Origin of the sequence: Streptomyces sp. NPDC048370 (assembly GCF_043200825.1) — a bacterium.
GTDB lineage: Bacteria > Actinomycetota > Actinomycetes > Streptomycetales > Streptomycetaceae > Streptomyces.
Genome location: NZ_JBICYI010000010.1, coordinates 200800 through 220013, shown reverse-complemented (window position 1 = coordinate 220013; position 19214 = coordinate 200800). Strand labels below are relative to the sequence as shown.

The following is a 19214-nucleotide window of genomic DNA, read 5'->3' as shown; positions in this document are numbered from 1 at the left end:
ACTGCTGAATACTTGTAGTCAACAGCTGCGGCGGCGCCCGTCCCGGTGGTCCTATGGATCCATGGCTTCCCACCACGCCGGCGCCCGTCGTGATCGGGCCGTCCGGGCCGCCGTCGAACAGGGCCTTCTCTCGCCCTCCGCCCCTGGCCACGAGCCCGGCCAAGAGCCCTCCGAACAGATCGTCGCCCTCCTCGACACCGCAGGCATGCGCGCCTCCGCCGCCGCCCTCGTCTCCGCCTTCGCCGCCGTCACCGACGCCCCCGTCCTGCACGCCTTCGCCGTGAAGGCCTGCCCGCTCGTGCCCGTCCTGCGCCTGCTCGACGCGTGCGGGCTCGGCGTCGAGGTCGCGAGCCCGGGCGAACTGGCCCTCGCCAGCGCGGCCGGCGTCGCCCCGTCCCGTACCGTGCTCGACTCGCCCGCCAAGACCCCCGCCGACCTGCGCCAGGCCCTCGCGCTCGGGATCGCCGTCAACGCCGACAACCTCCAGGAGCTGGCCAGGCTCGACGCGCTCGTCGCCTCCGCGCCGACCGCCTCGCCCGTCGGCATCCGGGTCAACCCGCAGGTCGGAGCCGGTTCCATCGGGGCGCTCTCGACGGCGACGGCCACCTCCAAGTTCGGGGTGGCCCTCCGGGACGAGGGCGCGCGGGACGCGGTCGTACGGGCGTACCTCGACCGGCCCTGGCTGACCCGGCTGCACACCCACACCGGCTCGCAGGGCGTCCCGCTCGCCCTCATGGCCGAGGGCGTCGCCGCCGCCTACGACCTCGCCGAGGAGATCAACGCCAAGGCGGGGCGGCAGCAGATCGACACGCTCGACATCGGCGGCGGACTGCCGGTGAACTTCGCCTCGGACGAGGAGACGCCGACGTACGCGGAGTACGCCGGGCTGCTCGCCGACACCGTCCCCGGGCTCCTCGACGGGCGGTACGGCCTGGTCACCGAGTTCGGCCGCTCGCTGCTCGCCAAGCACGGCACGATCCTGGCCCGCGTCGAGTACACCAAGAGCTCCGGGGGCCGCCCCGTCGCCGTCACCCACGCGGGCGTCCAGGTGGCCACCCGTACCGTCTACGACCCGGCCTCCTGGCCGCTGCGCGTCCTCGCCTACGACTCCGAGGGCCGCCCGCGCACCGGGGACGAGACCGTCCAGGACGTGGCGGGCCCGGCCTGCTTCGCCGGGGACCTGCTGGCCACGGCCCGCCCGCTGCCCCTGCTGCGGCCGGGAGACGTGGTGGCGGTGCCGGACACCGGCGCGTACTACTTCGCCCACCACTACGCGTACAACAGCCTGCCCCGCCCGGCCGTACACGGCTTCACCGTCACGGACGGCGGTGACGACGGTGACGACCGTTCGGGGGTCGTCTTCTCGACCGTACGGAAGGCCCAGACGCTCGACGAGATCGTCGCGGAGGCGGGCGCCGCGCACGCCGACGCGTTGCTGGACCGACGTCCCGGTGGTTCCGTGGAGCCATGACCATGGCTACCAAGAGCGTCGTCGTCGAGCGCCGCGTCGAGGCACCTCCCGGGCCCGTCTGGGAGGTGCTGACGGATCTGCGGGAGATGCCACGGATCCTGAACGGCGTGGAGCGGGTCGAGGTGCTCACCGAGGGCGGATTCGGCGTGGGCACCCGCTGGCGCGAGACCCGGCGGATGATGGGCAAGGAGGCCACGGAGGAGATGACCGTGACCGAGGCCGAGCCGCCGGACCGCTATGTGACGGTGGCCGACTCACACGGCATGCACTACGTCTCCGAGATCGCGCTGCGCCCGGCCGGGACCGGCGCGACGACCGTACGGATGACCTTCTCGGCGACCCCGGCCGAGGGGAACCGCATGGGCTTTCTCGCCAAACTCCTGAGCGGCCTCGGCGCCAAGGCGGTGAGCCGCGCGCTCGCGAAGGACCTGGACGACGTGGCGGCCTCGGTGGAGCGGCGCAACTGATCGGCGACTTCCTCGGCACCGGCATCCTCCGCGGCGAGAACTGACCGCACGGGGGCGAATTCAAGCAAGCCCTGGGCATGTTCCGATGGAAAATGCCAGAACCCCTCCCCACGGTGGAAACGTTGAGTAGCGTCACGGTCACAGCCGTACGCCGCGCGCCGCATCGGGAGGGGAATCCGCGTGCCCGGAATCGACGAGTGCCTGATGGAGGCCATGAGCCTGCCGGGCGCGCGTGGAGCCTGGTTGGTCGACTGGACCAGCGGGCTCGCCCTCGGCGCGGCGGGCGAATCGCCGGTCGGAGACCACGAGACGACGGCCGCCGAAGCCGCCGAACTGGCGCGCGCGGCGGCGGAGTACGACTCCTTCGCGGGCGCGACCCCGCCACCGAGACCGACGGTCCCACCGACGGCGGGCGCGACGGCTTCTACGATGCCGACGACGTCGGCGTTGGCTTCCGCGGCGGGCTCGGCGACGTCGGCGTTGGCTTCCGCAACGACCGCCAGGCCGACCGTCGTTCCGCCCCTGCCCACGCGACCGCCCGTCGGCAGTCCCGTGATGCCGCGCCCCAGTACGGAGTTGGCCCTGCGCGCCGGCACCGAAGTGGCGCTCCGCGAGCGCGCGTCGACCAAGGGGCCGCCGGTCGAGGACCTGATCGTCACGACCCGGGGCGGCTACCACGTCCTGCGCTTCGTCGAGACCTCCTTCGACAGCAGCGTCTTCCTCCACCTGTGGCTGGACCGGGACACCGGCAACCTCGCGCTCGCCCGTATGCGGCTGCGTGACCTCGCGGAGAAGCTGGTGCTCGGATGACCGTCTCCCCCATGCTCGTCCGCCTGGCCGCCGAGCGGGCCACCGGCGCCCTGCTCCGCGACCACGGCACGCTCTACCTCGTCGACGGCCGCGTCACGCACGCCGAGAGCCCCGCCGCGCCCGGGCTCGACGTCCTGCTGACCGCCGGCGGCAGGTTGGCCCGCGAGGGCTGGGACGAGGCCGTCGACCGGGCGGGGGCCCGGCACGAGGTCGGCAGGTTCCTGGTGGAGAGCGGTCGGCTGCGCGACGGCGAGCTGGAGATCTGCCACCTCGGCGCCGTCTACGACGCCGCGTTCTTCGCGCTCGCCCCCGCCACAGGACCCACCCGCTTCCGCTACGGGGTCGCCCACTGGTTCGGTCCCGTACGGCCGGTCTCGACCGAGGCCGTCGAGCGCGAGACCGTACGCCGCCGTGAACTGCTCGACAGCGTCTGGCCGTACGACTCCGTGGACACCGCGCCCGTCGTGCCCCGCGCGCCCGCCCCTGGGCAGTCGGTGAGCCTGCGCCAACGGGCGCTGCTCGCCGCCGCCGACGGGGTGCGCACGCCCGCGGAGATCGCGCGGGTGCTCGGCCGTCCCGCCTTCCACACGCTGCTCGACGTGCGCCGGCTCGCCGCCGCCGGACTCGTGGAGACCCCACCCGATCCCGGCCCCGACCCCGTCGTCGCCGCGCCGCCTCCCATCCCCGCCTGGGTCGGCGAGATCGCGCCCGACCCGGACATCGCCCTGCTGCGCCGGCTCCGCGACGCCCTGGAGGCAAGTCTGTGATGAGGCGTGCCCTGCGCCTGCGCGCCGAGAGGAGATTACTGATGTCGGCAGAAGCCGAGGTGCTCGGTGAGCTGAGACGGCTGCGGGCCCGACTGCCCCAGCTCACCGGGGCGCTCGCGGCGAGCGCGGACGGCCTGGTCCTCGCCCACGACACGGTCGACGCCGAGGCGGAAGGGGTGGCCGCGCTGACGGCGGCGGCCCTCGGTGTCGCCCAGCGGCTCACCGAGTCGACCGGCCAGGGCGGCTTCCGCGAGCTGCTCGTGCGGGGCGACGACGGCTATGTCGCCACGTACGCGGCCGGCGGCTCCGCCGTCCTCACCCTGCTCGCCGAGCCCCGCATCAACGTGGGCCGGCTGCATCTGGAGGCCCGGCGTTCCAGCGCCCGGATCGGCGAGCTGGTCGACGGGGCCCTGGAACGCAAAGACCTGACCCGACCCACCCCGTAGCTCCGCCTGGAGCCGAACCGGAACCGAAACCGAAAAGGAAGTGCGACACCCATGGCGAACACCGAGACCGCTCTGAAGGAAGCCGCGTCCATCCAGGGCGCCATCGGCGCCGCGCTGGTCGACTACACCAGCGGCATGGCCCTCGGCACGATCGGCGGCGGCAAGGAACTCGACCTGACCGTGGCGGCGGCCGGCAACACGGACGTGGTCCGGGCCAAGGTCAGGACGATGGAGATGCTCGGCCTCCAGGAGGACATCGAGGACATCCTGATCACCCTCAACACGCAGTACCACCTGATCCGGCTGCTGAAGGGGCGCGGGGCGACCGGCCTGTTCCTGTACCTGGCGCTCGACAAGAACAACTCCAACCTGGCGATGGCGCGCCACCAGTTGAAGAAGATCGAGGGCGAGCTGGAGGTCTGATCGGCTCGCTCGCGCAGGGGGCCGCCCTACTCGACGAAAAGCCCGCGGGCCGCCGCCTTGGTGTCGAACTCCTCCAACCGCGCCTGCGCGTCGGGCAGTTCGTCGGCCATCGCCTCCAGGAGGACCCTGCCGAGCAGCATCGGCGCGCACGCCGTGTCGAAGGCGAGTCCGGTGCCGACGGCGGCCGGGATCAGCAGGTCGCTGTGGGCGGCGACGGGCGCGAACGCCGACTCGGCGACCGTGACCACGGTGAGCCCGGCCCCCCGGGCGTACTCCAGCGCCTCCACGACCTCCCGGGGGTGGCGGGGCAGTGCGAAGCAGAGCAGGGCCGTGGCCCCGGCCCGTACCGTCGCGTCGATGCGGTCGGTGAGCATCGAGCCGCCCTCGTCGAGGAGGCGGACGTCGGGGTGGACCTTGGCGGCGAAGTACGCGAAGCCGCGCGCCTGCGAGGAGGCGGCCCGCAGCCCGAGGACGGGCAGCGGGCGTGAGGCGGCGAGCAGCCGTCCGGCGCGCTCGACGGGCGCCGGGTCGGCGAGCAGGTCGGCGAGGTGACGGAGGTTCTCGATCTCGGCGAGGACGGCCTGCTGGTACTCGTTGTGCTCGCCGCCCTCGCTCGCGGCCTCCCCGGCGGGGGCGACCTCGCGGAGGTGGCGGCGCAGGGCGGGGTAGCCGTCGAAGCCGAGGGCCACGGCGAAGCGGGTGACGGAGGGCTGGCTGACCCCGGCGAGATCGGCCAACTCCACGCTGGACAGGAACGCCACGTCACCGGCGCGGCGCACCATGCAGTGCGCGATCCGCCGCTGTGTCGGTGTCAGCCGGTGCCCCTCGAAGAGCGCCTGCAGCCGTCCGGCCGGGCTGTCGCTCACGCCGTCCCCCTTCCGCTCGTCCCGCCCACGTGTCCATCCACCGCTATTCATCCCTCTTGAACTCTGCATGAAATTATGCAGGAGGGCAACAAGAGCCGAGAAAAGCGGGGGCTAGCCCTACCGACGCGGAAGGCCACCGCTCTCTACCGTGGCGAGTATGGACGAGCTCAAGAGTGAACTGGACGCCACCCTGCATGCCCGCCGGGAGCTGGGCACGGAGTACGAGGCGGCCCTCGTCGATTCCTTCCTCGGCAAGGTGGAACAGGGCCTGGACAGGACGATCGACCGGCAGGTCAGGCGCCGGCTCGGAGAGCAGCAGGTGGCGAGCGCACGCGGCGTCCGCCCCCGCACGTCGGGGGCCGAGGGCTTCGGCGAGCGCTTCGGCTTCGGGATCATCTCGCTGATCGTGGCGATCCCGCTCTCCGCGATCGCCGTCGCCCAGGCCGATCTGGCGGGCCTGATCGTGGCCTGGCTCGGCATCGTGGGTGTGAACGCGGTCCACGCCTTCCGCGACCGGCTGCCGCTGTCGACGCGCCACGACGAGCGGGAGTAGCGCCGAGTAGCGCCGAGAAGGGCAGGACAGGCAGGAAGGGCAGGAAGGGCGAAAGAAGTAGCGCGGGGACCGCCGCACCCCCGGTGAAGGGGGGCGGGACGACGGCGGTCCCCGCGGGGGACACGGGCCCGGGTCAGGGCCGGTCTCCGCGTCCGCGGCGTCGCGAGGAGTTCCGGGAGCCGCTCCGTAGTCCTTGACGCCGACAACGACCAATGTGCCGGACGCGTGTTAAGCGGGTGCTGCGCGTACGTGTCGCGCTCGTACCGTTTTCGCGAACGCCCGCTCGAACACGCTCCAGGCACTCCTCGGCAGCTACTTCACGGCGCCCTTCACCCCGCCGTTCGCGAGGAAGGCGAGCAGGTCCTGACGGCTGACCACACCGGTCGGCTTGCCCTCGACCAGCACGATCGCCGCGTCGGCCGACTCGCCGAGCACGGACATCAGGTCGGCGACCGGCTCACCGGAGCCGACCTGCGGCAGCGGCGCGCTCATGTGGCGCTCCAGCGGGTCCTCCAGGGAGGCGCGCTGGGTGAAGAGCGCGTCGAGGAGCTCGCGCTCGACGACCGAGCCGACGATCTCCGCCGCCATGACGTCCGGGTGACCGGCGCCCGGCTTGACGATCGGCATCTGGGAAACGCCGTACTCCCGCAGCACCTCGATGGCCTGCCCGACGGTCTCCTCCGGGTGCATGTGGACGAGGGAGGGCAGCACGCCCTCCTTGTGCCGCAGGACGTCGGCGACGGTGGCGGAGGAGGTGTCCTCCAGGAAGCCGTAGTCGGCCATCCACTCGTCGTTGAAGATCTTGGAGAGGTAGCCGCGCCCGGAGTCCGGCAGCAGGACGACGACGACGTCGTCCGGGCCGAGCTCCTTGGCGACCTCGAGGGCCGCGACGACCGCCATGCCGCAGGAGCCGCCCACCAGGAGGCCCTCCTCCTTGGCGAGGCGGCGGGTCATCTGGAAGGAGTCCTTGTCGGAGACGGCGACGATCCGGTCCGTGACGGTCCGGTCGTACGCGGTCGGCCAGAAGTCCTCGCCGACGCCCTCGACGAGGTACGGCCGGCCGGAGCCGCCGGAGTAGACCGAGCCCTCGGGGTCGGCGCCGACGACGGTGACCTTGCCGCCGCCGACCTCCTTCAGGTACCGGCCGGTGCCGGAGATGGTGCCGCCCGTGCCGACGCCCGCGACGAAGTGGGTGATCTTCCCGTCCGTCTGCTCCCACAGCTCGGGACCGGTGGTCTCGTAGTGGGAGCGGGGGTTGTTCGGGTTGGAGTACTGGTCCGGCTTCCAGGCACCCGGGGTCTCACGGACGAGCCGGTCGGAGACGTTGTAGTACGAGTCGGGGTGCTCGGGGTCGACGGCCGTGGGGCAGACCACGACCTCGGCGCCGTACGCCCGCAGGACGTTGATCTTGTCCGTGGACACCTTGTCCGGGCAGACGAAGATGCACTTGTAGCCCTTCTGCTGGGCCACGATCGCGAGGCCGACGCCGGTGTTCCCGGACGTGGGCTCGACGATCGTGCCGCCGGGCTTGAGCGCGCCGCTCTCCTCCGCCGCCTCGATCATGCGCAGGGCGATGCGGTCCTTGACCGAGCCGCCGGGGTTGAAGTACTCGACCTTGGCCAGGACCGTGGCCTGGATGCCAGCCGTCACATTGTTGAGCTTCACCAGCGGGGTGTTGCCGACGAGGCTGATCATCGAGTCGTGGAATTGCACCGTAATCTCCGGGGTCTCCGTAATGGTGCGTCCAGCGTATGCGTAGTCGGAGCGGGTTACGGGGCAGTTAGATCCTGAACGGCTTGAAGGAGGTGACCGCCCCTATGTCGAGGGCGAGGGTGGCACGGCGGATCGCGGCGGGCGCGGCCTACGGCGGCGGGAGCATCGGGCTCCTCGGTGTGGCCGCGGTGGGTGTGGTCCTGGCCGAGGTGCAGCTGGCGAAGCGGACGGTGGGGGGCGGGGTCGCCCCCCTGCCGCCGGGGGCGGACGGGCTGTACGGACGCTCCTTCGCGGCCTCGGAACCGGGCCCGGGCCCGCTGCGGCTGGCCCTTCTGGGTGATTCCACGGCGGCCGGTCAGGGCGTACGCCGGGCGGGCCAGACTCCGGGGGCGCTGCTCGCCTCGGGGCTCGCGGCGGTGGCGGAGCGGCCGGTGGTGCTGCGGAACGTGGCGCTGCCGGGGGCGCGCTCGGACGATCTGGAGCGGCAGGTGTCGCTGCTGCTCACGGCCCCGACGGGGCCGCCGGACGCCTGCGTGATCATGATCGGCGCGAACGACGTCACGCACCGGATGCCGGCGACGGAGTCGGTACGGCTGCTCGCGGCGGCGGTGCGGCGGCTGCGGACGGCCGGGTCGGAGGTGGTCGTGGGGACCTGCCCGGACCTCGGGACGATCGAGCCGGTCTACCAGCCGCTGCGGTGGATGGCGCGGCGGGTGTCGCGGCAGCTGGCGGCGGCGCAGACGATCGTGGTCGTGGAGCAGGGCGGGCGGACGGTGTCGCTGGGGGACCTCCTCGGACCCGAGTTCGCGGCGAACCCTCGGGAGATGTTCGGGGCGGACAACTACCACCCGTCGGCCGAGGGGTACGCGACGGCGGCGATGGCGGTCCTGCCGACGGTGTGCGCGGTGCTCGGCGTGTGGCCGGAGACGGACCGGCTGGAGCCGGACCGCCACGAGGACATGCTGCCGGTGGCGAAGGCGGCGGCGGAGGCGGCGCGGGAGGCGGGCACCGAGGTCACGGGCGCCCGCGCCCCGTGGGCCCTGCTGAAGCACCGCCGCCGTCGTCGGCTGCCGGAGACCCCGGCCCCGGAGCCGGCCCCGTCCACGGAGGAGTCCACGGAGGACGCCCACCGCCCCTGAGGGGGCGGGAGGAAGGTGCACGAATGAGCGCTCGCTTAGAAAAGAGGTCGGCGTCACACCGTCAAGGCGGTGACCCGTCGCGTACGTACAGGTAACTTCCCGTTCTGTCCGCCCTCTCCGCATCCTCCTGGAGCCGTGATGCCCGAAGCCGTCATCGTCTCGACCGCCCGTTCCCCGATCGGCCGGGCCTTCAAGGGCTCCCTGAAGGACCTGCGGCCCGACGACCTCACCGCGACGATCATCCAGGCCGCGCTCGCCAAGGTCCCGGAGCTGGACCCGCGCGACATCGACGACCTGATGCTCGGCTGTGGCCTGCCCGGTGGCGAGCAGGGCAACAACCTGGGCCGGATCGTCGCCGTCCAGATGGGGATGGACCACCTCCCCGGCTGCACGGTCACCCGGTACTGCTCCTCCTCGCTCCAGACCTCCCGCATGGCGCTGCACGCCATCAAGGCCGGCGAGGGCGACGTCTTCATCTCGGCCGGTGTCGAGATGGTCTCCCGCTTCGTGAAGGGCAACTCCGACTCCCTGCCCGACACGCACAACCCCCTCTTCGCCGACGCCGAGGCCCGCACCGCCGCCGTCGCCGCGTCCGAGGGCTCGAACTGGCACGACCCGCGCGAGGACGGCCTCGTCCCCGACGCGTACATCGCCATGGGCCAGACCGCCGAGAACCTGGCCCGCTGGAAGGGCATCAGCCGCCAGGAGATGGACGAGTTCGGCGTACGGTCCCAGAACCTCGCCGAGCAGGCCATCAAGAACGGCTTCTGGGAGCGCGAGATCACCCCGGTCACGACCCCGGACGGCACGGTCGTCAGCGCGGACGACGGCCCGCGCGCCGGCGTCACCCTGGAGGGCGTGCAGGGCCTCAAGCCCGTCTTCCGCCCCGACGGCCTGGTCACCGCCGCCAACTGCTGCCCGCTCAACGACGGCGCCGCCGCGCTCGTGATCATGTCCGACACCAAGGCGCGCGAGCTCGGCCTCACCCCGCTCGCCCGCATCGTCTCCACCGGCGTCTCGGGCCTCTCCCCCGAGATCATGGGCCTCGGCCCGGTCGAGGCCTCCAAGCAGGCCCTCAAGCGCGCCGGCCTGACCATCGGCGACATCGACCTGGCCGAGATCAACGAGGCCTTCGCCGCCCAGGTCATCCCGTCCTACCAGGACCTCGGCCTGGACCTGGACAAGGTGAACGTCAACGGCGGCGCCATCGCCGTCGGCCACCCCTTCGGCATGACCGGCGCCCGGATCACCGGCACGCTGATCAACAGCCTCCAGTTCCACGACAAGCAGTTCGGCCTGGAGACCATGTGCGTCGGCGGCGGCCAGGGCATGGCGATGGTCATCGAGCGACTGAGCTGAGCCGGAGCGGAGGGTAGGGGTCGCCCGAGGAACGAGGGCGGCACCTGCCCGCAGCGGTGGCGAAGCTCAGCGCGACCGAAGAAGCGAGCGGCTGAGCTGAGCCGGAGCGAGCGGCTGAGCTGATCCTCGTCGAGACGCGAGGGAAAGCGTCGGACGGCAGGGCTCCCTTGCCTTCCGGCGCCCTCGCCAACCCCGTCGCGTCCCAGCCGTGACCGAATCTCCCCCAGGATGTGACCTACGTCCCGGGGGAGAGTCATAATCCCAGGTCACAGCCGGATCGGGACTAAACACCTGGCCCAAATACCTGTCCATTTCGTGACGTAATGCACTGACAGGGGGCGCACTCCCACGGCAGGCTGATGTAGGAAGTCGGGGGATCGACTCGGAATCGGGAGTACGTCAGTGAGCGCCATGTCTCTTGCCCTGCTGGTGACCACGGCCGCCGCCACGGTGGTGGGCGTCGCCGCCCTGCGCGCTGCCCACGGTCTCCGTAAGCAGGTCGTCGCCCTGCGTGGCGAACTCGCCACCGCGCACGGGGTGTCCGTCCCGCACGCCCGCCAGTCGCCCGCCGCCGAGATACGCGCCGCGGTCGCCGAGGCGCTGGCCGAGGAGCGCGAGCGCGAGCTCGCCGAGGCGCGCGCCTTCTGGGCGGCGCAGGAGGCCCGTGACGCGGCCGACGCGCCCTCCCTGCTCGGCGGTCTCGGTGGGACCACCGAGGACGGCGGACCGTTCTACGTCCCGCGCCAGGCCGACTTCGTGGGCCTGGAGGCCATGGCCCTTGAGGCGATGGAGGCCGAGGCCGCCGCGCTCGACGGCGCCGGCGTCGACAGCGTCCTGGAGGAGTTCCCGGAGCTGACCGAGTACGCGGAGGACTCCCCCGAGCTCGCCGCGGCCCGCCGCCGCCACCCCTCGCACCCCGACTTCGTGCCGGTCCAGACGCCCGTCGTCACCGACCACGAGCGCACGGTGTCCCGCCTGGAGGAGCTCGCCGACACGCGCACCGCGCTGACCGACGTACGCCCCGGCCCGCTCGGCACGCTCGACGTGTACGTCTTCGCCGACGGCACCACGCTCTGCATGACCCCCGGCCACCGCGAGACGGCGGAGCGGCTCGCCGAGGCCCTGCGCTCCGGTCGTACGCCGGTCCTGCTCGGCGGCTCGGGCGTCTCGGGCGCGTACGCCCTGACGTTCTCCTTCGGCGAGGCGGACGACGAGAACGTCTACATCCTCGCCGACCGCGTGATCGCCTCTCTCTGACCGGGCGCACGCACCCCGGGCGCACGCACCCCGGGCGCACGCACCCCGGGCGCACGCCGCCCGGGTGTACGGCTCCCCGGGCGTACGCCCCGGGCCCGCTACACCCCCGACCGCGCAGCGACCTCCCGCACCAGCCTCACGGCCTCGCCCAGTTCCCCCTCGCGGGGACCGGCCGGGGCCGTTCGTAGTGCTTCGGCCAGATCGGTTCCGGCGACCAGGAGTTGGTCGGCGACGACGAACACGCCGGCGTCCGGCATGAGCGGTCCGTCCGACTCCCCGTCAAGCCCCCCGTCCAGGCCCTCGATCCGGCGCGCCCGGAGCGCCAACTCCCTGGCCAGCGCGAGCCCTTCGGCGGCGGCGCCGCGCTGGAGTCGGCTCTGCGGGGCCGCCCGCAACCGGTCGGCGAACCGCTCGACGGCGGCGGTCAGTTCACTCGTATCAAGCACTCCGCGACCCTACGCGCCGGTCCGGCACTGTTGCCAACGGGCCGACGCTCAGGCACGGTGACGGGAAGGAGCACACGGCAACACGCGTCCGGAGGCGCCGATGTCCCACGTATTCTCCGAAGAGACCCACCGCAACCTGCTCGCCCGCATCCCGCACTGCACCGGTCGTGAGATCTCCGACTGGCTCCGCGCCGTCGAGGAAGGCCCCTCCCTCGTCCGCTTCGAGGAGAAGGTCAGCTGGCTCCGGGGCGAGCACGACCTCGCGTACGGCCACGCGAAGGCGATCATCCACGAGTACGACCTCCGCCGGGCGGCCCGCAGGCTGCTCTGACACCGCCCGGGTAGAGTGGGAGAACGATGGTTCTCCCATGCCGGGGGTGAGCGGACGATGGACACCGAGACCGCCGAGCAGCGGCTCCTGGAAGCCGCCGAGGCGCTGTTCGACGAGCGCGGGGTGCAGGCGGTCGGCATGGACGCCATCCGTACGGCGTCCGGTGTCTCGCTCAAGCGCCTCTATCAGCTCTACCCGTCCAAGGACCATCTGGTGTGGGCGGTCCTCACCCGCCGCGACGCGGCCGTACGGGAGGCCATCGCCGCCCACGGGGCCGCCCACGCCACCACCCCGTACGAGCGCGCCCTGGCGGTCTTCGACTACCTCGGCGACTGGTTCGCAGACCCCGGCTTCCGGGGCTGCGCCTTCATCAACACCTTCGGGGAGATGGGCGGCATCTCGGCGGACGTCGCCGCCATCGCCCGCGGGCACAAGCAGGCGCTGCGGGGATACTTCGCCGAGCAGACGAACGCCCTCGGCGCGCCGTCGGAGCTGGCCGACCAGCTGGCGCTGCTCGCCAACGGCGCCATGGCCGTCGCCGGTATCGACGGCTCCCCGGAGCCGGCGGCTCGGGCGAAGGACGCGGCGCGGGTCCTCCTGGACGCGGCGCTCAAGGGCTGAGCACGCGGAAGGGCCCGCCCGGCGGGAGCCGGACGGGCCCTTCGTCACACACGGGTGGTGCGTCAGTCGTCGCCCTGCAGGATCGACAGGAGACGCAGCATCTCCAGGTAGATCCACACCAGGGTGAGGGTGAGGCCGAAGGCCGCCAGCCAGGACTCCTCGCGCGGGGCGCCGTACGTCACGCCGTCCTCGACCTGCTTGAAGTCCAGGGCGAGGAAGCAGGCACCGAGGATGATGCCGATGACACCGAAGAGGATGCCGAGGCCGCCGCTGCGGAAGCCCAGGCCGTCACCGGCGCCGTCGAAGAGCGAGAACAGCGCGTTGACCGCCATCAGCAGGATGAAGCCGATCGCGGCCGCCATCACGAAGCCGTAGAAACGGCGGGTCACACGGATCCAGCGCATCTTGTAGGCGATCAGCACGCCGGCGAAGACCGCCATCGTGCCGAGGACCGCCTGCGCGACCACACCGGGCGAGATGTAGGTCGAGACCGTGGCCGAGATGACGCCGAGGAAGACACCCTCGAACGCCGCGTAGGCCAGGATCAGCGCGGGCGAGGCCTTGCGCTTGAAGGACTGCACCATGGCCAGGACGAAGGCCACCAGGGCGGCGCCGATGGCGATGCCGTAGGACTTGCCGAGGTTCGCCTCGTCGACCGGAAGCAGGAACCACGCGAGGGCGGCGGTGACCACGACCGTGCCGAGCGTCATGGCCGTACGGCTCACGACGTCGTCGATCGTCATCACATCGCCGCGCGCCTGCTGCGGGGCTCCGAGCTGGGTGTCCTGCGCGTACGGGTTCGTCGCGTAGGGGTTCGTCGCGCCTTCGGCGTACGGGTTGGTTCCGACGGCGGGGCCCCCGGCCTGCGGCTGCTGCGCGTTGAAACCGGCGTTGCCGTTGTCGCGGCTGAACCCCCGACGCGAGAAGACCGGGTTGCTGCTCCTCATCTCACTCCTCCATGCGGCCGCACTGCGCAGCCTTGACACAAGAGTAATAGGGAAGCAAAAGAATCTCCCTAGTGCTCGGGGAGGATCTTTCCAAGATCGTTCCGGAAGCCCGGTGACCGAGTGGCAGAGGACCGCCCCGGCCGGACCACCCCCGGCCGGGGCTCCCGCACAGGTACGGATCCGAGCGCCCCGGGTGAGGGGTGCAATCGCCGTCCTCGCCCGAAGATCGCCCAAGACGCGTAGTACCCGGAACCGGACTCGAACCGGCACGGCCCGAAGGCCAGCGAGGTTTAAGCTCGCCGTGTCTGCATTCCACCATCCGGGCTATGGAGCGCGGCTCCGCGTTGGCACATGAGCCTATCGGGACGCTTCCCTCGTTCAGCGGAACGTTGGCCCGATGTTGTCTTATTTTATTGACGTCTGAGGGTACGTCAGTGCAGGTGGGGCCCGTTTCGGCGAAGTGTGACGGGGCTCGCGGGCGCAAAGCCCCGCGCACCGGAATGACGGAAACTCGCCGCATCGGCGCCACCCGACCGGGCAATCCCCCCGGGGGTACCGCGTCTCAGGGATCCCGTCATACCTCAGGAGGAGGGCCGGACCCCCCGGTCCGACTCCAGTCGCCCCCGGGAACGGGCATGTGGGCGGACGACCCGCGCCCTGACGTTCGACACGATGGAGTGGTTCCCGAACACCCCGCAGTGACAGGAGTCCCTCGTGACGACCACCCCCACCGTGTCCCGCGCCACCGCGGTGGCCGCCCGCGCCATGGATCTTTCGAAGGTCTACGGACAGGGCGAGACCCAGGTGGTCGCCCTCGACCGCGTCACCGTGGACTTCCGGCAGGGCGAGTTCACCGCGATCATGGGCCCGTCCGGCTCCGGCAAGTCGACCCTGATGCACTGTGTGGCCGGCCTGGACTCCTTCAGCTCCGGTTCGGTCCGCCTCGGCGAGACCGAGCTCGGCACCCTCAAGGACAAGCAGCTGACCCAGCTCCGCCGGGACAAGATCGGCTTCATCTTCCAGGCGTTCAACCTGCTGCCGACGCTGACGGCGCTGGAGAACATCACGCTGCCGATGGACATCGCGGGCCGTAAGCCCGACAAGCAGTGGGTGGAGAAGGTCATCGACATGATCGGCCTCTCCGGCCGACTGAGCCACCGCCCCACGCAGCTCTCCGGCGGCCAGCAGCAGCGCGTCGCCGTGGCCCGCGCGCTCGCCTCCCGCCCCGAGATCATCTTCGGTGACGAGCCGACCGGAAACCTGGACTCGCGCTCGGGCGCCGAGGTCCTCGGCTTCCTGCGCAACTCGGTCCGCGAGCTGGGCCAGACGGTCGTCATGGTCACCCACGACCCGGTCGCCGCCTCCTACGCGGACCGCGTCATCTTCCTCGCGGACGGCCGGATCGTCGACGAGATGCTCGACCCGACGGCGGACGGCGTCCTCGACCGGATGAAGGCCTTCGACGCCAAGGGCCGCACCAGCTGACGCGCCGGGGCCGACCCGCCCCGCACCGCAGCCCTTAGACGTTCTCCGTCCCCGGTCACCGGGGGCGCCCACTCCAGGACACATACCCCATGTTCCGTACCGCCTTGCGCAACGTGCTCGCGCACAAGGCCAGGCTGCTGATGACCGTCCTCGCCGTGATGCTCGGCGTGGCCTTCGTCTCCGGCACCCTGGTCTTCACCGACACCCTCTCCCAGGCCTTCCGCAACCAGTCGGCGAAGAGCTACGACGACGTCGCCGTCGCCGTCAACATGTACCCGAGCCAGGAGGAGGCCGCGAAGACACCCGGCCTCTCGCAGGCCGTGCTCGACAAGGTCGCCAAGCTCGACGGCGTCGCCTCCGTCACCGGGCGGGTCGACGGCTTCGCCGGCGTGCCCGACAAGAACGGCAAGCTGATCGGTGTCGGCTGGTCCAACAAGGGCACCAACTTCGCCCCGGGCGCCGACGGCAAGGACCGGGCGTTCGACTTCACCACGGGCGCGGGCCCGCTCCAGGACGGCCAGATCGCCCTGGACAGGGAGACCGCGACCAAGGGCGGCTACAAGGTCGGCGACACCGTGCGCGTCGCCACCAACGGCCCGGTGAAGGAGTACACCCTCTCCGGCATCTTCGACACCGAGGACGGCGCGGTCCAGGCCGGCGGCAGCCTGGTCGTCTTCGACAACTCCGTCGCGCAGAAGCAGTACGTGAAGGAGGGCTTCTACCGGGACGCCATCGTCGTCGCGAAGCCCGGCACCGACGCCGACAAGCTCCTGGACGAGGTCCTGAAGGTCGTCCCGAAGGCCGCCACGGCCCAGACCGGCCAGGCGCTCGCCGACCAGCAGGCCAAGGACATCGAGGCCGGGCTCGGCGCGCTCAAGCAGGTCCTGCTCGGCTTCGCCGGCATCGCCCTCTTCGTCGGCGTCTTCCTGATCGCCAACACCTTCACCATGCTCGTCGCCCAGCGCACCAGGGAGCTGGCGCTGATGCGCGCCGTCGGTGCCTCGCGCAAGCAGATCACCCGCTCCGTCCTCGCCGAGGCCGGACTGGTCGGTCTGGTCGCCTCCGCGGTCGGCTACGGCCTGGGCATCGGGCTCGCCGTCGTGCTCCGCGCCGGCATGAACGCCTTCGACCTGAAGGTCCCGGGCGGCCCGCTGGTCCTCGGTACCACCCCGCTCATCGCGGCGCTCTCCGTCGGCGTCCTGATCACCATGTTCGCCGCCTGGCTGCCCGGCCGCCGTGCCGCGAAGATCCCGCCGGTCGCCGCCATGAGCAGCGTCCACGCGGCGGCGACGACCAAGTCCCTGGTGGTCCGCAACTCCATCGGCGCCGCGATCACCGCGCTCGGTGCGGTCCTGATCGTGCTCGGCGCCGGCAAGGGCGGCGATGACGGCCGGATGTTCATCGCGGGCGGCGCCTTCACCACCCTCATCGGTGTGATCGTGCTGATCCCGCTGCTCTCCCGCCCGGTGATCGCCCTGATCCGTCCGCTGTTCGTGGGTCTCTTCGGGGTCTCCGGCAAGCTCGCCGGCCTCAACGCGGTCCGCAACCCGCGCCGTACCGGCGCCACCGCCTCCGCGCTCGCCATCGGTCTGACCCTGGTCACCGGCCTCACCGTGCTCGGCACGACGGTCGGCGCGGCCCTGGACAAGATGACGACGGACCAGATCCGCGCCGACTACATGATCTCCATGGCCAGCGGCGAGGGCATGAACGAGGCCGCGCTGGCCGCGATCGAGAAGACCCCGGGCGCCACCGCCGTCTCGCCGCAGCTGGCCGGCTGGTTCACGCTGAAGGGCAAGGACGTCTCGGCCTCCGGTGTCACCCCGGGCGACATCGAGAAGCTGATCAAGCTCAGCACCGTGAAGGGCTCGCTCTCCTCGCTCGGCCAGGGCGGGATCGCGGTCGCCGAGAAGACGGCCACCAAGCAGGGCTGGAAGGTCGGCGACACGCTGCCGGTCGAGTTCGGCGACAAGAAGAAGGGGAAGGTGACGGTCGGCGCGATCTTCGAGGACAGCGAGTTCGTCTCGCCGGTCGTCATCGACGCGAAGACCATCACGGCCCACGAGCAGCAGTCGTACATCCCGCAGATCTTCGTCTCGATGGACGGCGGCGCCTCCGACGCCAACGAGAAGGCGCTCGCGCAGGCCATGGGTGACAACCCGGCCATCACCGTCATGGACAAGAAGGACATCCGTGACCTGTTCGGCGGCCAGATCAACCTGCTCCTGAACATCATGTACGGCCTGCTGGCGATGGCCCTGATCATCGCGATCCTGGGCGTCGTGAACACCCTGGCGATGTCCGTCTTCGAGCGGCAGCAGGAGATCGGCATGCTGCGGGCGATCGGTCTCGACCGGCGCCGCGTGAAGCGGATGGTCCGTCTGGAGGCCGTGGTCATCTCGCTCTTCGGCGCGGTGGTCGGCATCGGCCTCGGCTCGTTCCTCGGCTGGGCGATCGGCGAGACGTTCAAGAGCAGCCTGCCGGGCTACGCCCTGGTCCTGCCCTGGGACCGGATCGGGATCTTCCTGGTCCTGGCCGGACTGGTCGGCGTCCTGGCCTCCCTGTGGCCGGCCCGCAGCGCGGCGAAGCTGAACATGCTGACCGCGATCAAGACCGAGTAACTCCGGTACGTACGAACGGCGAAGGGCCGGACTCCCCCACGGGAGCCCGGCCCTTCGGCGTACGTACGGCGCTTGACCCCTACTCGTTCCAGACCCGCGGCCGCAGCGGCACGCCCGAGGTCCCGGCCTCGGGCGTCTTCACGGCGAGGAACTGGTTGACGCCGATCCGGTTGCGCTCGAAGGAGACCGCGGAGGCGGCCATGTAGAGCCGCCAGATCCTCGCCCGGCCCGGCGAGGTGAGCTGTACGGCCCGCTCCCAGGCGCCCTCCAGGTTGGCCACCCAGCGGCGCAGCGTCAGGGCGTAGTGCTCGCGGATCGCCTCCACGTCACGGACCTCGAAGCCGGCGTCCTCAAGCGTCGTCAGCGTCCGCCCCATGGGGGCGAGTTCGCCGTCGGGGAAGACGTACGCGTCGATGAACGCGTCCACCTCGTAGGCGGCCTCGTCCGGCTCGGGGCGGCGGGAGATCTGGTGGTTGAGCAGCCGGCCGCCCGGCTTGAGCAGGGAGTGCAGTATGTCCGCGTACTCGCGGTAGCGGACCTCGCCCACGTGCTCGGCCATGCCGATGGAGGAAATCGCGTCGTACGGGCCGTCCTTGACGTCCCGGTAGTCCTGGACCCGGATCTCGATCCGGTCGGTCAGGCCCTCCTCCGCGATCCGCTTGCGGGCGAAGGCGGCCTGCTCGCGGGAGAGGGTGACGCCGACGACCTGGGCGCCGTACTCGCGGGCCGCGTGGATGGCCATGGAGCCCCAGCCGCAGCCGACGTCGAGGAGCCGGTCGCCCTCCTTCAGGTTCAGCTTGCGGGCGATCAGGTCCAGCTTGTCGCGCTGGGCGTCCTCAAGAGTCCCGCCGTCCGTCCAGTACGCGCACGAGTAGACCATCGAGGGCCCGAGGACGAGGGCGTAGAAGTCGTTGCCCACGTCGTAGTGGTGGCTGATCGCCTGTTTGTCGCGGCGCTTGCTGTGCCGGGAGCCGGTGCGGCGGCGCATCTCCTCGGCGGGCGGCGCGGGCGGCGGGTAGGGCCCGGCCAGCTTCAGGAGCGCGGCGGCCGCGGCGCGCAGCTTCGGGTCGCGTACGGATTCCAGGGCGCTCCTGGTCTCCTCCGAGCGCTCCCAGAGCAGCCCCGCGAGCCGGTCCAGGACCTCGTACAGGTCGCCCTCGACGTCGATCTCACCGGCCACCCAGGCGCGGGCGAGACCGAGTTCCCCGGGCTTCCAGAGCATCCGGCGCAGGGCGCGGCGGTCCCGGACGATCAGGACCGGGGCGTCCGCGGGCCCGGCTTCGCTGCCGTCCCAGGCTCGCAGCCGCACCGGGAGCGGGGACCCCAGCAGGTCCTCCGCGAGAGTGGTCAGCCGCGATGCGGCGTCGGCCATGGTGCACACCTCCGTGATGTCGTGCCCCAGAAATGCTCGTCACCACGTAAACACCCTCCGTAGGCGTTTTTCGTCCCGTAGGCGCGCAACGACTCGGCAAAACACCCGGGCGGGCGGAAC

General features: G+C 71.5%; 18 protein-coding genes, 1 tRNA gene and 1 pseudogene. 14 read left to right on the top strand and 6 right to left on the bottom strand.

Annotation, left to right across the window (positions count from 1 at the left end; genetic code table 11):
- The first annotated feature begins 61 nt into the window (after positions 1-61).
- The 6 genes and pseudogenes from ACGFYP_RS22585 (at position 62) to ACGFYP_RS22560 (ending at position 4384) form a co-directional block, all read left to right on the top strand.
- A complete protein-coding gene (locus tag ACGFYP_RS22585; RefSeq protein ID WP_393496298.1) occupies positions 62-1471 on the top strand; it encodes a diaminopimelate decarboxylase in 1410 nt (469 codons plus the stop codon).
- A 2-nt stretch (positions 1472-1473) separates the two neighbouring features.
- Positions 1474-1938, top strand: coding sequence for an SRPBCC family protein (locus tag ACGFYP_RS22580; RefSeq protein WP_361961098.1), 465 nt, complete (start codon positions 1474-1476; stop codon positions 1936-1938).
- 630 nt (positions 1939-2568) lie between these two features.
- Positions 2569-2748: pseudogene (locus tag ACGFYP_RS22575) on the top strand (hypothetical protein); the annotation flags it as partial.
- The gene (locus ACGFYP_RS22570; RefSeq protein ID WP_361961100.1) at positions 2745-3515 is read left to right on the top strand and encodes a transcriptional regulator; all 771 of its coding nucleotides are present in this window, start codon (positions 2745-2747) and stop codon (positions 3513-3515) included. The pseudogene ACGFYP_RS22575 and the gene ACGFYP_RS22570, both read left to right, overlap by 4 nt.
- A complete protein-coding gene (locus ACGFYP_RS22565) occupies positions 3515-3961 on the top strand; it encodes a roadblock/LC7 domain-containing protein (RefSeq protein ID WP_361961102.1) in 447 nt (148 codons plus the stop codon). Before ACGFYP_RS22570 ends, ACGFYP_RS22565 begins: the two co-directional genes overlap by 1 nt.
- Positions 3962-4012: 51 nt before the next feature.
- Positions 4013-4384 (top strand): hypothetical protein, encoded by a 372-nt coding sequence (locus ACGFYP_RS22560; RefSeq protein ID WP_393496292.1) that lies wholly within the window; start codon positions 4013-4015, stop codon positions 4382-4384.
- Between the two features lie 26 nt (positions 4385-4410).
- On the opposite strand, the gene ACGFYP_RS22555 is transcribed toward ACGFYP_RS22560, so the two are convergent.
- Positions 4411-5250, bottom strand: a complete 840-nt coding sequence (locus ACGFYP_RS22555) for a MurR/RpiR family transcriptional regulator (protein WP_361961106.1) — start codon at positions 5248-5250, stop codon at positions 4411-4413.
- Positions 5251-5407: 157 nt separating this feature from the next.
- Here ACGFYP_RS22555 and ACGFYP_RS22550 point away from each other — a divergent pair, with 157 nt between their 5' ends.
- Positions 5408-5803 (top strand): hypothetical protein, encoded by a 396-nt coding sequence (locus ACGFYP_RS22550; protein ID WP_393496288.1) that lies wholly within the window; start codon positions 5408-5410, stop codon positions 5801-5803.
- Positions 5804-6115: 312 nt separating this feature from the next.
- Here ACGFYP_RS22550 and ACGFYP_RS22545 read toward each other — a convergent pair whose 3' ends face one another.
- The gene (locus ACGFYP_RS22545; RefSeq protein WP_361961110.1) at positions 6116-7516 is read right to left on the bottom strand and encodes a cystathionine beta-synthase; all 1401 of its coding nucleotides are present in this window, start codon (positions 7514-7516) and stop codon (positions 6116-6118) included.
- Between the two features lie 104 nt (positions 7517-7620).
- Between ACGFYP_RS22545 and ACGFYP_RS22540 the strand changes: the two genes are divergently transcribed.
- The 3 genes from ACGFYP_RS22540 to ACGFYP_RS22530 all read left to right on the top strand — a co-directional run bounded on the left by ACGFYP_RS22540 (position 7621) and on the right by ACGFYP_RS22530 (position 11271).
- Positions 7621-8655, top strand: coding sequence for an SGNH/GDSL hydrolase family protein (locus ACGFYP_RS22540; RefSeq protein ID WP_361961112.1), 1035 nt, complete (start codon positions 7621-7623; stop codon positions 8653-8655).
- Between the two features lie 138 nt (positions 8656-8793).
- The gene (locus ACGFYP_RS22535) at positions 8794-10014 is read left to right on the top strand and encodes an acetyl-CoA C-acetyltransferase (protein ID WP_393496283.1); all 1221 of its coding nucleotides are present in this window, start codon (positions 8794-8796) and stop codon (positions 10012-10014) included.
- A 411-nt stretch (positions 10015-10425) separates the two neighbouring features.
- On the top strand, positions 10426-11271 hold the full coding sequence (locus ACGFYP_RS22530; RefSeq protein ID WP_361961116.1) for a hypothetical protein: 846 nt from the start codon (positions 10426-10428) through the stop codon (positions 11269-11271).
- Positions 11272-11369: 98 nt separating this feature from the next.
- On the opposite strand, the gene ACGFYP_RS22525 is transcribed toward ACGFYP_RS22530, so the two are convergent.
- Positions 11370-11717 carry a hypothetical protein gene (locus ACGFYP_RS22525; protein ID WP_361961118.1) on the bottom strand — a complete coding sequence of 116 codons (348 nt, stop codon included), beginning with the start codon at positions 11715-11717 and terminating at the stop codon, positions 11370-11372.
- Between the two features lie 100 nt (positions 11718-11817).
- Here ACGFYP_RS22525 and ACGFYP_RS22520 point away from each other — a divergent pair, with 100 nt between their 5' ends.
- Together ACGFYP_RS22520 and ACGFYP_RS22515 are read left to right on the top strand one after the other, a co-directional pair.
- Entirely contained in the window at positions 11818-12048 is a 231-nt protein-coding gene (locus tag ACGFYP_RS22520) for a DUF4287 domain-containing protein (RefSeq protein ID WP_361961120.1), read from the top strand.
- A 57-nt stretch (positions 12049-12105) separates the two neighbouring features.
- On the top strand, positions 12106-12669 hold the full coding sequence (locus tag ACGFYP_RS22515) for a TetR/AcrR family transcriptional regulator (protein ID WP_361961122.1): 564 nt from the start codon (positions 12106-12108) through the stop codon (positions 12667-12669).
- Between the two features lie 62 nt (positions 12670-12731).
- Here ACGFYP_RS22515 and ACGFYP_RS22510 read toward each other — a convergent pair whose 3' ends face one another.
- Positions 12732-13616 (bottom strand): Bax inhibitor-1/YccA family protein, encoded by an 885-nt coding sequence (locus ACGFYP_RS22510; protein WP_361961124.1) that lies wholly within the window; start codon positions 13614-13616, stop codon positions 12732-12734.
- A gap of 243 nt (positions 13617-13859) precedes the next feature.
- Positions 13860-13941: transfer RNA gene (locus ACGFYP_RS22505), tRNA-Leu, on the bottom strand.
- 389 nt (positions 13942-14330) lie between these two features.
- Between ACGFYP_RS22505 and ACGFYP_RS22500 the strand changes: the two genes are divergently transcribed.
- Entirely contained in the window at positions 14331-15101 is a 771-nt protein-coding gene (locus ACGFYP_RS22500) for an ABC transporter ATP-binding protein (protein WP_393496275.1), read from the top strand.
- A gap of 89 nt (positions 15102-15190) precedes the next feature.
- Complete coding sequence (locus ACGFYP_RS22495) at positions 15191-17722, top strand: ABC transporter permease (RefSeq protein WP_393496272.1); 2532 nt, start codon at positions 15191-15193, stop codon at positions 17720-17722.
- 79 nt (positions 17723-17801) lie between these two features.
- Here the strand turns inward: ACGFYP_RS22495 and ACGFYP_RS22490 are convergent, their stop codons facing one another.
- Positions 17802-19094, bottom strand: coding sequence for a class I SAM-dependent methyltransferase (locus ACGFYP_RS22490; protein WP_393496269.1), 1293 nt, complete (start codon positions 19092-19094; stop codon positions 17802-17804).
- Positions 19095-19214 lie beyond the last annotated feature (120 nt).